This is a genomic window from Paenibacillus agri (assembly GCF_013359945.1).
Classification (GTDB): domain Bacteria; phylum Bacillota; class Bacilli; order Paenibacillales; family Paenibacillaceae; genus Paenibacillus_AQ; species Paenibacillus_AQ agri.
Map to the genome: position 1 here is coordinate 43926 of NZ_JABWCS010000220.1, position 13920 is coordinate 57845.

The 13920-nt window shown below is 50.9% G+C and carries 11 protein-coding genes; 9 read left to right on the forward strand and 2 right to left on the reverse strand.

Going from position 1 to position 13920, the window contains the following annotated elements:
* Nucleotides 1-448: 448 nt before the first annotated feature.
* Nucleotides 449-1333 carry an AraC family transcriptional regulator gene (locus HPT30_RS25400; RefSeq protein WP_175374093.1) on the reverse strand — a complete coding sequence of 295 codons (885 nt, stop codon included), beginning with the start codon at nucleotides 1331-1333 and terminating at the stop codon, nucleotides 449-451.
* A gap of 214 nt (nucleotides 1334-1547) precedes the next feature.
* Between HPT30_RS25400 and HPT30_RS25405 the strand changes: the two genes are divergently transcribed.
* The 4 genes from HPT30_RS25405 (at nucleotide 1548) to HPT30_RS25420 (ending at nucleotide 6771) form a co-directional block, all read left to right on the forward strand.
* Nucleotides 1548-2726: a galactokinase gene (locus tag HPT30_RS25405; protein ID WP_175374094.1), complete on the forward strand. Its 1179-nt coding sequence runs from the start codon at nucleotides 1548-1550 to the stop codon at nucleotides 2724-2726.
* 2 nt (nucleotides 2727-2728) lie between these two features.
* Entirely contained in the window at nucleotides 2729-3715 is a 987-nt protein-coding gene (gene galE / locus HPT30_RS25410; RefSeq protein ID WP_175374095.1) for a UDP-glucose 4-epimerase GalE, read from the forward strand.
* 77 nt (nucleotides 3716-3792) lie between these two features.
* Entirely contained in the window at nucleotides 3793-5373 is a 1581-nt protein-coding gene (locus tag HPT30_RS25415; RefSeq protein WP_175374096.1) for a UDP-glucose--hexose-1-phosphate uridylyltransferase, read from the forward strand.
* A gap of 234 nt (nucleotides 5374-5607) precedes the next feature.
* On the forward strand, nucleotides 5608-6771 hold the full coding sequence (locus tag HPT30_RS25420) for an iron-containing alcohol dehydrogenase (RefSeq protein WP_175374097.1): 1164 nt from the start codon (nucleotides 5608-5610) through the stop codon (nucleotides 6769-6771).
* Between the two features lie 96 nt (nucleotides 6772-6867).
* Here HPT30_RS25420 and HPT30_RS25425 read toward each other — a convergent pair whose 3' ends face one another.
* Nucleotides 6868-7473, reverse strand: a complete 606-nt coding sequence (locus tag HPT30_RS25425) for a DJ-1/PfpI family protein (protein WP_175374098.1) — start codon at nucleotides 7471-7473, stop codon at nucleotides 6868-6870.
* 228 nt (nucleotides 7474-7701) lie between these two features.
* Here HPT30_RS25425 and HPT30_RS25430 point away from each other — a divergent pair, with 228 nt between their 5' ends.
* The 5 genes from HPT30_RS25430 to ptsG all read left to right on the forward strand — a co-directional run bounded on the left by HPT30_RS25430 (nucleotide 7702) and on the right by ptsG (nucleotide 13913).
* Complete coding sequence (locus HPT30_RS25430) at nucleotides 7702-8238, forward strand: NfeD family membrane protein (RefSeq protein WP_175374099.1); 537 nt, start codon at nucleotides 7702-7704, stop codon at nucleotides 8236-8238.
* Nucleotides 8238-9812 carry a flotillin lipid rafts scaffold protein FloT gene (gene floT / locus HPT30_RS25435; protein ID WP_175374100.1) on the forward strand — a complete coding sequence of 525 codons (1575 nt, stop codon included), beginning with the start codon at nucleotides 8238-8240 and terminating at the stop codon, nucleotides 9810-9812. The genes HPT30_RS25430 and floT overlap by 1 nt, the downstream gene beginning before the upstream one ends.
* A gap of 137 nt (nucleotides 9813-9949) precedes the next feature.
* On the forward strand, nucleotides 9950-10603 hold the full coding sequence (locus HPT30_RS25440; RefSeq protein ID WP_175374101.1) for a Yip1 family protein: 654 nt from the start codon (nucleotides 9950-9952) through the stop codon (nucleotides 10601-10603).
* 119 nt (nucleotides 10604-10722) lie between these two features.
* Nucleotides 10723-11601 (forward strand): glucose PTS transporter transcription antiterminator GlcT, encoded by an 879-nt coding sequence (glcT, locus tag HPT30_RS25445; RefSeq protein WP_175374102.1) that lies wholly within the window; start codon nucleotides 10723-10725, stop codon nucleotides 11599-11601.
* A 257-nt stretch (nucleotides 11602-11858) separates the two neighbouring features.
* Nucleotides 11859-13913: a glucose-specific PTS transporter subunit IIBC gene (gene ptsG, locus HPT30_RS25450; protein WP_175374103.1), complete on the forward strand. Its 2055-nt coding sequence runs from the start codon at nucleotides 11859-11861 to the stop codon at nucleotides 13911-13913.
* Nucleotides 13914-13920 lie beyond the last annotated feature (7 nt).

Sequence of the window (13920 nt, forward strand, 5' to 3'; positions counted from 1 at the left end):
ACGGGATTTTTTCCAGTTATATTAAAAAAAGAAAATAATTGATTCAAAATAACAGGAGCCATTCCCGTTATTCCATCCCTTATCGAGTGAAGTTGACCTTCTTGGCGCATTTGTCACCTTCGTAAGCTACGAGATGACCGTTACTGAGACGTTGGAGTCATTTTCCAGTTATGCTATGTTGTTTGGTGTGCTCTATAATAGTGTGTTGTTCAATGCAATCTATATAAATTGAGGAAAGTCGCTCTCTGCTCCCGAATGAATACGGATTTTACGCCGAGCGAGTATGGGGGTGCGCAACACCCTCCCAAAGGTGGCACTGAAGATCAAGCTGAGTTATAACCAAAGCGGCGTATGGCAGGCTCAAACAGCCCGTTTCCTTGTGCAGAAACGGGCTGTTATTATGCCTAATGTTAACGCTGGGAGGAGCGCTTGGTTCCAGTGAAAATGATTAGCGTGAGGAATTGTCTCCCCGTCTCGCTGTGGCGATGCGGTAAGCCGTCGGGGACTGGCCGCAAAAGCGCTTGAACTGGCGCGAGAAATACAGCGCATCCGTCAGGCCAACCGAAGACGCTACTTGTTCTACAGACAGCTCCGGGCGTTCCCGCAGCAGCTGCCTGGATTTATCAATACGCAGTTTCAACAGATAGGTCACCGGGGATAAGCCCGTCTCCTGCTTGAACACCCGGGACAGGTAGGCCCGGTTATAACCCAGGCTGTCGCACATTTGTTCAATAGAGACAGGATGGGCATACTGGGAGGACATATAGTGAATCATCTGCTTCACGGTCCGCTGCACCTGTGAGCCCGTACCGGGCAGACGCGAGTGAGTGGATAAACGCTCTGCTGCTTCTCCTATAATGAGATACAAATAGCCTAGTGAGGTGAGATGCGCACTCTCCCGGTTAGCATTGAAGGCGCCCATCATCCCCGCTAGCGCATCGGGAATCACCCTGCCCTCGGCAGCGGCCAGCACTGGCGTGTCGGGACTGAACCCGGCCTGCTGTACCAGCCGGTCGGCCTCCGCTCCGGTAAAAGCTGCCCAGCGATAGCGCCAAGGCTGATTCGGATCGGAGATATAGCTAACCAACTGGGCAGGATGGATCAGGAAGCAGTCTCCTTCGCCCAGTTCGTACTTGTGTTGCTCCGTATGAAAGCTGCCCGACCCTGATTCAATGAAGTGGAGCAGATAATAATCGTAGATCTTGGGACCGGCCTGATGCAGCGGCAGTGTCTGGCTCTCGCCAGCGAACAGTACATGCAGTGTTTGGCTGTCGTAAGAGACGGGATTAGAGCCAACGGAATAGGTATATGAATGGGAACCGGATGAATCCATAAGGCAGGACAACCCCTTTTATCGGCTGCTCGGAAAAATGTTGGTCAGCAGGCTGTGTTTTTAGTATTGATTATATCCGGAAAAGTCACATATATCCATACATTACACACATGATTGCATTATCAGACCAAGTCTGATTTTATTATAATATAAGCAGAAAGAAAGCATTACCAAATCCCGCGATCGCAAATAGTGAAAGGATGGAGTGGCATTTATGAGCATACAACAACTTAGCCAGAAGTTTATCGAAAAATATGGGGAGAGCAGCAAGGAAGCAAGCGTGTTTTACGCGCCGGGCCGTGTCAACCTCATTGGTGAGCACCTGGATTACAACGGTGGATATGTGCTTCCGGCAGCACTTGAATTCGGTACCACGCTGATCGTGCGTCCGCGCAGTGACAGCAAGGTCACTTTTGCATCGACTAACTTCCCTTACGAAGCATCTATAGATTTCAGTGATATTGGCAAGTCCAAGACCGGTGAGTGGGTGGATTACCCGATCGGCGTAATGGTTGAATTGCAGAAGAAGAACCAACCGCTGACGCAAGGCTACGACCTGCTGTTCCATGGGGATATCCCGAACGGAGCAGGCTTGTCTTCTTCCGCATCGCTTGAAGTAGTAACCGCCTATGCATTCCTGACACTTGAAGGCGGCGATACCGACACTGTTGAGATTGCCCTGCTCTCCCAGCGTGCCGAGAACCAATATGTTGGCGTGAACTCCGGAATCATGGACCAGTTCGCCGTTGCTAACGGCAAGCGCGATCATGCCATTTTGCTCATGTGCGATACGCTTGAATACAACCTGGTGCCTTTCGTGACCGGTTCCTATAAACTGATCATCGGTAATACGAATAAACGCAGAGGCTTGGTGGATTCCAAGTACAATGAGCGTCGTCAGCAATGTGATGAAGCCCTGTCCATTCTGCAAAAAGAAGTTCCGTCCCTGTCCTATCTGGCCCAGCTCACACGTGAGCAGTTCGAGGCTCACCAGGACAAGATTGCTGACGAGACGGTAAGACGCCGCGCTCGCCATGTGGTGGAAGAGAACCAGCGCGTGCTTGATTCGGTAGAAGTGCTGAAGAACAACGACCTGAAGCAGTTCGGCCAGTACATGAATGATTCCCATGCTTCCCTTCGCGATCTGTACGAAGTAAGTTGTACGGAGCTGGATATCATGGTGGAAGAAGCACAGCGCATTCCAGGTACGCTTGGCGCGCGCATGACGGGTGCGGGTTTTGGTGGCTGTACGGTATCCCTGGTGCATGAAGATGATGTGGAACGCTTTATTAGTGAAGTAGGCGCGGCTTACAAGGAAAGATCCGGTCTGACTGGCGAGTTCTATGTATGCGGCATCGGCAATGGCGTAGAAGAACTGAAGGGGGAGAAGTAAACATGGCGATTCTGGTAACGGGCGGAGCCGGATATATCGGTTCCCACACAGTAGCTGAGCTTCTGGAACGCGGCGAAGAAGTTGTAGTCATCGACAATTTGCTGACAGGACATCGCGAGGCATTGCTGGGCGGAAAATTGTACGAAGGCGATCTGCGCGACAAGGAACTATTGGCCAAGCTGTTCTCCGAGAACAACATTGAGGCGGTCATTCACTTTGCGGCCAGTTCCCTGGTGGGCGAAAGCATGAAGGACCCGGTTAAATATTATGACAACAACGTCTATGGCACCCAATGTCTGCTGGAAGCTATGCAGAAGGCAGGCGTGGACAAAATCGTCTTTTCCTCCACGGCCGCAACCTACGGCGAACCGGAAAAGGTGCCGATTGAAGAGACTGACCGCACCGAGCCTGCGAATGTCTACGGTGAGACCAAGCTGACCATGGAGCGCATGATGTCCTGGTTCGATAAAGTGCTCGGCATCAAATATGTGGCTTTGCGTTACTTCAACGCCGCAGGTGCACATGCCAGCGGCAAGATCGGGGAAGACCACCGTCCAGAGAGCCATCTGATTCCGCTGGTACTGCAAACTGCGTTGAAGCAGCGTGAGAGCATTGCCGTATTCGGTGACGACTATCCGACGGAAGACGGGACCTGTGTACGCGACTACATTCATGTCAGCGATCTGGCTGACGCCCATGTTCGTGCAGTGAGTTATCTGCGCAGCGGAAACGACAGCAACGTATTCAACCTTGGCAACGGCCTGGGCTTCTCCGTGAAGCAAGTCATTGAAACAGCTAAAAAAGTGACCGGCTTAGAAATTCCTGTAGTCATTCAGGAACGCCGTGCTGGCGATCCGGCTGTACTTGTAGCTTCATCCGCGAAGGCTCGCTCTGTACTAGGTTGGAATCCGCAGCATGCGGATCTGGAGAACATCATCCAAAGCGCATGGAACTGGCATTCGGCTAATCCGCAAGGGTACGGGGAATAAGGGACGACTCCCATTCCCATGAACCGCAGCCTGTTTAAGACTGCGTTCACACACACCCTTTATGAAGGAGAATTGAAATGGACAACGAGAAGATAACGGCTGCTTCCGGGCAAGAGGCACTGCATGCTATAGAGCAGTTGGTTCTGTTTGCTCTGCGGCAAGACCTCATCAAGCCTGCGGATATTGATTATAGTCGCAACCTGCTGCTGGACCAGTTTGGGTTCACTGAGCCCTTTGCCGGAGAAGTGGATCAGGCGGTGCTGGAAGGCCCGCAAGGTCCTCTGGACCAATTGATTGATTACGGCTTCGAAATCGGTCTGTTCCCGGAGAACAGCGATACTTACCGGGATCTGTTGGATGCCAAGATTATGGGCCAGCTAATGGCCCGTCCTTCGGAAGTGAACGAGGAGTTCAATCGTTTGAGACAGGAACAGGGCGTTGAGGCTGCAACGGATCGTTTCTATAAGCTGAGCATTGATTCCAATTATATCCGTATGGACCGCATCTCCAAGAACGTCTACTGGCTGCAGGAGTCGTCTTATGGGGACATCGAGATGACGATCAACCTCTCCAAGCCTGAGAAGAGTCCAAAGGAAATCGCGATGGCCCGGCTGCTTCCGCCGCCAGTCTATCCGAAATGCCTGCTCTGCCGTGAGAATGTCGGTTATGCCGGCCGGGTCAACCACCCGCCACGCCAGAATCTGCGCGTTATTCCGTTGGAACTCAATAAGGAGAAATGGTTGTTCCAGTACTCTCCTTATGTTTATTACAATGAGCACTGCATTGTGTTCCATCATGACCATGTGCCGATGAAATTGACCAAGGATACGCTGAAGCGCCTGCTTGGCTTCGTGGAATCTTTCCCGCATTACTTTATCGGTTCCAATGCCGATCTGCCGATCGTCGGCGGTTCGATCCTGACGCATGACCACTTCCAGGGCGGACGTCATACGTTCCCGATCCAGAAGGCACCGAAGGAAGATACCTTCAGCCATCCGGATTATCCGGGCGTGAGCATCAGCATTGTGAAGTGGCCGATGTCTGTACTGCGCATGAACAGCCAGGACCCGGCCGTGCTGCTGGAATGCGGCAATGCCATCTATGAGGCTTGGAAAGCTTACAGTGACCCTGAAGCCGAAGTTTTCGCTTTCAGCGAAGTGGATGGCGAGCAGCAGCCTCATAATACGGTCACGCCGATTGTGCGTCGCGGTGAAGACGGAAGCTTCGAGATGGATCTGGTGCTGCGCAACAACCGGACCAGCGAGCAGTATCCTGAGGGGATTTTCCACCCGCACCGGGAGATGCACCATATCAAGAAAGAGAATATTGGCTTGATCGAAGTCATGGGTCTGGCGATTCTGCCTGGCCGCCTGAAGGAAGAGCTGGATGCTATCGCTGGCATTCTTGCCGGGGATACGGCTTCTCGTGAGGCGTTAAAAGGTAATGCTGATCATCCACTGGCGCTGCATGCAGCCTGGGTGGAGGAACTGGCCGAACGTTTCGGCACTTCCCTGGAACGGGAAGCTGCTGTGAAGACGGTACAGAACGAAGTCGGTATCAAATTCACACAGATTCTTGAGCATGCCGGTGTCTACAAGCGCACTCCGGAAGGGCAAGCGGCTTTCCGCCGGTTTGTCGGCAGCTTTGGAGCACAGTAATCTATTCTACAATCTTGCAGGCAGGGATGCTTGGAGTCGTGAACTCCTCAGCATCCCTGTTTTTTATGTATTTCACAAGGATCATCTCCCCACAACAAGGGGAATTCCTACTGTAGAGACGATGCTACTGTTTGTATATCTGGTTATTTTTCGTCACCGATTTGAAAGGAGACAGACAGAAGTCTATAATAGTGGGTGCATTACCAATTCAAGAAATTACGGAGGCCTGTACACATGCGGAATTTTGAATTCTACAACCCGACGAAGCTGATCTTTGGCCGGGATACCTTGGAAGCATTGCGTAATGAAGTTCCCAAGTACGGAAAGAACGTACTGTTGATGTATGGAGGCGGCAGCATTAAGCGCAGCGGCCTTTACGATAAAGTTATTGCTCATCTCAAGGAACTGGATGTGCAGATTACTGAACTTAGCGGCGTGGAGCCGAATCCTCGTCTTTCCACAGTACATAAAGGGGTGGAGCTCTGTCATCAACACAACATTGATCTCATCCTGGCCGTAGGTGGGGGAAGTGTAATCGACTGTGCGAAGGCCGTTGCAGTGGGTGCCAAGTATGACGGCGATATGTGGGACTTCTTGGAACGCAAGGCGGTACCACAAGCTGCTCTGCCGCTGGGTACGGTTCTGACAATCGCTGCCACTGGTTCGGAGATGAACGGTGGTTCTGTTATTACGAACGAAGTTACGCAAGAGAAATTGGCTTGGGGCAGCATTCATGCTTATCCGGCGTTCTCCATTCTTGATCCCGTGCATACTTTTACCCTGCCTCGTGATCAGACTGTTTATGGCATGGTAGACATCATGTCCCACGTATTGGAGCATTATTTCCACACAGACGGTAACACGCTCGCGCAGGATGGATTCTGTGAGGGTCTGCTCCGTACTGTGATTGAAACCGGACCTAAGCTGGTGGAAGACCTTGAGAACTATGAGCTTCGTGAGACCATCCTCTACTGTGGCACTATGGCGCTGAACGGAATGGTTAGCATGGGATTTGCCGGCGACTGGGCCACACACAATATTGAGCATGCAGTCTCCGCAGTATACGACATTCCACACGGCGGCGGACTAGCGATCTTGTTCCCGCAATGGATGAAATATAACTTGTCCAGCAATCCGGCCCGTTTCCGCAAGCTGGCGGTTAATGCTTTTGGCGTGAACCCTGAAGGCAAGACTGACGAAGAGATTGGACTTGAGGGCATTGAAGCGCTGCGCCGGTTCTGGGATTCCATCGGGGCACCGAAAACATTGGCCGATTACGAAATCGACGACAGCCAAATTGGCGTGATGGCGGACAAGGCGATGCGCTTTGGGCCTTTCGGCAACTTCCGCAAGCTGAACCGTGAGGATGTTGTAGAGATTTATACAATGTCGCTTTAACGACAAGCGTCATAATATAATATTAGCAGCCTGGGCTTGTTAAGAGTCTGGGCTGTTTTTTTATGCCAGGGACGTTCATTTTAACAAAAAATTAAACTAGAACTGAATATCGTACTCCATGTGTTTAGCGGTGTTTTGAGCCACATCTGTGCCCAGCAGTCGCTGAACGACGTGAAAGGCCATATGAATACCAGCAGATATACCTGCTGAAGTGACGATCTTTCCAGCGTCCACAAACTTCGTATTCTCTTCGACCCTAACAGATGGATAAGTCTCTCTCATTCGTTCGATGCTAGCCCAGTGGGTGGTGGCGGCTTTGTCCTCTAAAATGCCTGCTTCCGCTAACAAGAAAGACCCTGTACAGACCGAAGTCATGAGCTCTACCTCCGGGAACTTTTCCTGTATCCAGGAAATCACGTTCGGGTTATGCACTTCCCTACGAGTACCCATCCCTCCAGGAATGACGAGAATGTCGTATGAGGGCGCGCTTGAAAAGCTGTAATCGGTGGTGACCTTTAACCCATTACGGGCAGTGACCATTCCCCCCTGCTCAGAGACAGTCGTAACAGAGAAGGGCGCGAAAGCTTCGGGTGTAGAACGCTGGGTAACGGTTACGGCGAACACTTCGAAGGGTCCGGCGAAATCAAGCACCTCAACATCATCAAACAGGAAAATTCCTACTGTACGTACTTTCACGTTCATCACCTCTTCATGGATTTTTGCCACTTTAAAATTAGGTTTGAGCATATTGTAATATAATAATAATTGTGCGCCTATCGCTCTTAAGGGTTATGTTTGCAAGTGGAACCGGCATTACAAGCGTATTCAAAGGGATTCCTAGAAAAAAATCCAAAGTTTGTGAAACCAAGGACGAACTTTTCACGTTTAATATAGTATGACAGTCCGGAACAAAGACGGGAGGAGAAAACTATGCAAACGCTGTATTTGGGCTGCTTGGCGCTAGGCGTCATTTTTGCCATAGTCAGCGTGTTGGTGGGAGATCTGATCGGAAGTGCACTGGATGGAATTTTCGATATTGTGTCCTTTGATTTTCTTAATCCCACCGTCCTGGCAGGGGCAGTGACCGTATTCGGCGGCGCTGGTATTCTGCTAACCCGCTACAGCACACTTGATGACGGGCCGATTGTCGCTTTATCCCTGCTGACTGCTGCATTCATGGGGGTGCTCTTGTTCCTGGGGTTCGTGAAACCAATGGATAAGAGCCAGACCTCAAATGGATTCTCTATGCAGGACCTGCCTGGAATGATCGGGGAGATTACGATTCCCATCCCGGCAGAGGGCTATGGAGAGATCATGGTGAAATTCGGAGCTGGCAACAGTTTGCATACGGCGTCCAGCTTTGACCATCGGCCCTTATTGGCCGGAACCAAGGTTGTTGTGATCGATGTCAACGATGGTGTAGCACTGGTGTCAGAATTTGAAGAGAGAAGAGGAGTGGATATTTAATGTTTGAAATACCTGACTATTTATTAATTCCTGCTGTCGTTGTTGGTGTTCTGCTGGTGCTCGGTATAGCGTTCTGGGCTCGTTACAAAACGGTGGGACCGGATGAAGCGATGATCGTTACGGGTTCATTTCTTGGCAATAATCATATTTCCGATGACGGCTCCGGCCGGAAAATCAAAATTGTCCGCGGGGGCGGCGCCTTTATTCTTCCCATCTTTCAGAAGGCTGAATTCATGTCCTTGCTGTCTCATAAGCTGGATGTAACGACACCGGAAGTGTATACAGAGCAAGGTGTGCCGGTTATTGCCGACGGTGTGGCGATCATCAAGGTTGGAAGTTCTACTGAAGACGTAGCGACTGCCGCAGAGCAGTTCATGGGTAAGCCGATTGAATCCCTGAAGAGCGAAGCTCAGGAAGTGCTGGAAGGTCACCTGCGGGCCATACTCGGTACCATGACCGTTGAAGAAGTATATCGTAACCGTGACCGGTTCGCACAGGAGGTACAGGGTGTAGCGGCACGGGATCTTAAGAAAATGGGTCTGCAAATTGTCTCCTTTACTATTAAGGACGTTCGAGACAAGCACGGTTATCTGGATGCACTCGGGAAGCCGCGGATTGCTGCCGTGAAGCGGGACGCGGAGATTGCTGAAGCGGAAGCCGTGCGGGATGCGCGTATCCAGAAGGCCAACGCCGAGGAACAAGGGCAGAAGGCGGAACTGCTGCGTGATACGAATATCGCTGAAGCTTCCAAGGAGAACCAGTTGAAGGTGGCAGCCTTCAAACGCGATCAGGACACGGCGAAGGCGGAAGCTGACCAGGCGTACCATATTCAAGAGGCGCGCGCCAAGCAGACTGTGGTAGAAGAACAGATGAAGGTTGAGCTCGTTCGTAAGATGCGGGAGATTGACCTGCAAGAGAAAGAGATTCAGGTTCGCGAGAAGCAGTACGATGCGGAAGTGAAGAAGAAGGCCGAGGCAGATCGCTACGCGGTAGAGCAGGCGGCAGAAGCCGATAAGGCGAAAAGAATGCGTGAGGCTGATGCGGTGCAATACAGCATCGAGACGCAGGCGAAGGCGACTTCGGAGCAGAAGCGGCTTGAGGGCCAAGCGATTGCGGATGCGGAGCTGGCCAAAGGTAAGGCGGAGTCCGAAGTTATCCGTCTGCGCGGTCTGGCGGAAGCAGAAGCCAAGGAGAAGCTGGCGGAAGCGTTCCAGAAGTTCGGCGAAGCTGCCGTGCTGGATATCATCGTCAAGATGCTGCCGGAACTGGCGGGCAAAATTGCCGAGCCGCTGGCATCTATCGACAAGCTTACAGTGGTCGATACCGGCAACGGCGAGGGCGCAGCCCGGGTCAGCAATTATGTGACCCAGCTCATGTCCACTGCGCCTGAAATGCTGAAGAGCGTCTCCGGTATTGATGTGGAAGAACTGATCAAAGGACTGACTCGTAAAGCTGCTCCGGCATCGGTGGGCCAATCACAATCTACTCCTGTGTCTGCCGTGGCTCCGGTAGCTTCGGTTCAAGCGCCTGTCACTAATTTCAAAGCAGCCGTAGAGGAAAAACCTGGGGAATAGAGAATACCTAATATAGTTGCAGTGAAATATGTCCGGCAATTTGCCGGACATATTTTGTTGTTCAGACGGTATCATCCCCGTGTTTGCTATACATAACAACGTAGCAATATAACAAGATACCCAAAGGAGCTAACTGAATGAACACTGAGCTTGATATTAATAACACCTCTCCAGCCAAAGCCAGTCGGACACCATGGCTGGCCGTCTGGACTGCACCGCGCCGGACGATCCGGGGATTTCTGGATTCCGGGAACCCGCGCCGGAATATGATCTGGCTGTCTATGGCCGCAGGATTTCTAAGTGCGCTGGGGCGTGCATCTTCCAAGAACTTCGGAGACGAAATGTCACTGCCTACGATCTTCCTGATGTCCATCCCAGTGGGCATCGTCGTCGGGCTGTTTACGCTTTATGTAGGCAGCTTCCTGCTGAAAATAATTGGAGGTTGGCTGGGAGGGAGAGGCAGCCGGGCAGAGCTGCAAACGGCGCTGGCACGAGGGTTGTTTATGCCGGCAGTCCTGCTCGGCTTGCTGTGGATTCCTGAGTTGCTATTCCTTGGCAAAGAGATGTTCACCTCAGAGATGCCGACACTGGAGAGCAACATAGCCGCACTGGTGGTTTATTTTACTTGCGTAGTCCTGGAGCTAGTATTTGGAGTCTGGGGTTTGGTAATCACCATGAAGGCTATTGGAGAAGCACACCGCTTCTCTGCCTGGAAAGCATTGCTTACTTGTGTAATGCCTTTCCTAATCCTGCTTGTGTTGTTTTTCCTAGTAATGCTAATGGTTCAGTAGGCCCTTCTTTTCCCTAAGCCTTGCTGTGGGGTTGGCTGCACATGTATAATCTACTAGTGCCCTTTAACGAAATGGCTGCTTCCAGCAGTGGGGATTCATAACTAAAAGAGGTGTCTTTATTGAGCAGTATCACCGTAGCCAAGGTATTGAATAACAATGTTATCATTGCCGAGCATCCCCAATATGCCGAAGTAGTCGTGATTGGTAAGGGGATTGGCTTTAACCGCAAAGTACGCGATCATATAAATCTGTCCTCCGTAGAGAAGATGTTCATTCTCCGCAGCCGTGAGGAGCAGGAACAATATAAACAGCTCGTCCCCCAAGTTGATGAGAGGCTGATTGAGGTAGTTCAGGAGATTGTACTTCATATCATGCATAGCAGCCGTCAGCCGCTGAATGAGCATATTCATATTGCCCTTACTGACCATATCTCATTTGCCATACGTCGCCATGAACAGGACATTGCCATCCATAATCCGTTTCTGTATGAGACCAAGGAGATTTATCCCGAGGAATACAGCATGGCTGAATACGCGGTCGATCGGATTAACGAGGCTATGGGCGTTACGCTTCCGGCAGATGAAGTGGGTTTCGTTGCATTGCATATTGTCAGTGCGATCAGCAACAGACATATCTCGGAGGTCAAGGAGCATTCCCAGCTCATCGGGGACCTTGTGAATCTGGTGGAGAACATTCTCGAGTACCATATTCCGCGCGAATCGCTGGATTACTCCCGGCTGGTAACTCATCTGCGGTTTGTGCTGGAGAGACTGCGCCGGGGAGAAGCGGTGCTGGAGACGTCGTCGCTAGATGGGCTTATGAAGCGTGAGTATCCTGAGATGTATTCGTTATCCTGGAAGTTGACCAAGGTGATTGAGCAGCGTATGCGCATCCCTGTGTACCCCGCAGAGGTTAGCTACCTGACGATACATTTGCAGCGTCTGGCGCAGAAAAAAGAAGATGAGGCAGATATGCGGCAGAGCACTGACGGCCAATGACTTTTTTTGCAAAAGTGACTTGCAAGTTCAAATAAACGGTGCTAAACTGGTTTCAGTTAAGAAACAAAACAGAATATCCAACGTGTAACTGATACGATCAGGCATGAGTGATTTACAGTATTTTGGTTGTTTAATCCCCTGTTGGGGTAATCTAACTTTAGAGTTAGATTACAACCTGTATGCTGTATTGCTCATGCCTTTTTTGACTTTGTTGGCTTCTGTTGAATGAACATAAAGAAACTAAGGAAGTGACCACAATGTTCAAAAAGCTATTTGGCGTCCTGCAAAGAGTCGGCAAAGCGCTGATGCTTCCAGTGGCGATCTTGCCAGCGGCTGGCCTGCTTCTTGGGATCGGCAATATGCTGGTGAACCCTGACTTTCTTCAATACGTGCCTGCGCTGGAGAATAGCGTAGTTCAAGCCATTGCTAACGTATTGATGAACTCGGGGCAAGTAGTCTTTAACAATCTGTCGCTGCTATTCGCAGTCGGTGTAGCCATAGGTTTGGCTGGCGGTGAAGGTGTGGCGGGGCTTGCTGCAATCATTGGTTATCTCGTAATGAACATTACGATGGGTACGGTAGTAGGCGTTAATGATTACGTACTCAGCCAGGGCAATTTTGCCTATGCTAATGTGCTAGGGATTCCAACACTGCAGACCGGGGTCTTTGGCGGTATTCTCGTCGGGATACTAGCGGCCTCAATGTACACTAGGTTTTTCAAAATCGAACTGCCATCCTACCTTGGATTCTTCGCAGGTAAACGATTCGTTCCAATCATGACTGCGGTTACGTCATTGATCCTTGGTCTTGTCTTGACGTTGGTATGGCCACCGATCCAGCATGGTTTGAACTATGTATCGCAGAGCATGATTGATACAAACAAGACACTTGCCGCCTTTATTTTCGGTTTGATCGAGCGCTCGCTCATTCCGTTCGGCTTGCACCATATCTTCTATTCGCCGTTCTGGTATGAGTTCGGCAGCTATGTCGATAAGGCAGGTGACCTGATTCGCGGAGATCAGCGCATCTTCATGCAACAGCTTCGCGATGGTGTGCCGTTCACAGCAGGTACGTTTACTACAGGTAAATATCCGTTTATGATGTTCGGACTTCCCGCTGCGGCGCTGGCGATCTACCATGAGGCAAGACCGGAGAACAAGAAAGTTGTCGGCAGCTTGATGATTTCCGCTGCGCTGACCTCGTTCCTGACGGGGATTACCGAGCCGCTGGAATTCTCATTCCTGTTCGTAGCTCCGCTATTGTTTGCGGTACACGCCGTATTTGCAGGACTCTCCTTTATGACAATGCATCTTCTGAATGTGAAGATTGGGATGACGTTCTCCGGCGGTTTTATCGACTTTGTGCTCTTCGGGATTATCCCGAACCGTACACACTGGTGGTTGGTGATTCCGGTAGGACTTGTTCTCGCGGTGATTTACTACTTCGGATTCCGGTTCGTTATTCGCAAGTTTAACCTCAAGACACCGGGTCGTGAAGACAAGAGTGAAGACACCGAGGTGAATACGGCCAGCGTGTCAACCAGCGGAGATGATCTGCCGCGTAATATTTTGGCCGCCCTGGGTGGTAAAGAGAACATTACCCATCTGGATGCCTGCATCACCCGCCTGCGGGTCGAGGTTAAGGATAAAGGCGGGGTCGATAAGAATCGGCTGAAGAAGCTGGGCGCCTCTGGTGTGCTGGAGGTCGGTAACAACGTGCAAGCGATTTTTGGCACCCGTTCCGATACAATCAAGTCACAGATTCAGGATGTCATTAGCGGCAGAACGCCGTCTCCGGTCACAGCTGACCCGCAGCCAGTGCTTGAGAAGCAAGCTGGTGAAGAGGGCGATGCAATCATTCCTGAGGATATTGTGTCACCAGTAAACGGAGAACTGCTGGATATTACGCAGGTGCCAGATGCCGTGTTCTCGCAAAAAATGACGGGTGATGGCTTCGCCTTCCTATCGGATGACGGTAAAATCGCTTCACCGGTATACGGCAAGGTATTCAACGTATTCCCAAGCAAGCATGCCATCGGCATCATGTCTGATGGGGGCAAAGAAGTTCTTGTTCATATCGGTGTGAACACCGTTAAGCTAAAAGGGCAGGGGTTCACTATTCTTGTAGAAGAAGGGGATCTTGTAGCGGCTGGACAGCCGATTATGGAAGTGGACCTGGAGTATGTGAGGGCTCATGCGCCTTCCGTTATTTCACCGGTTATATTCTCTAATCTGCCTGAAGGTTCCTCCGTTACGCTCAAGAAACCAGGTAAGGTATCCATTGGCGACAAGGATATCATCACCATCCAATAATGTGCAA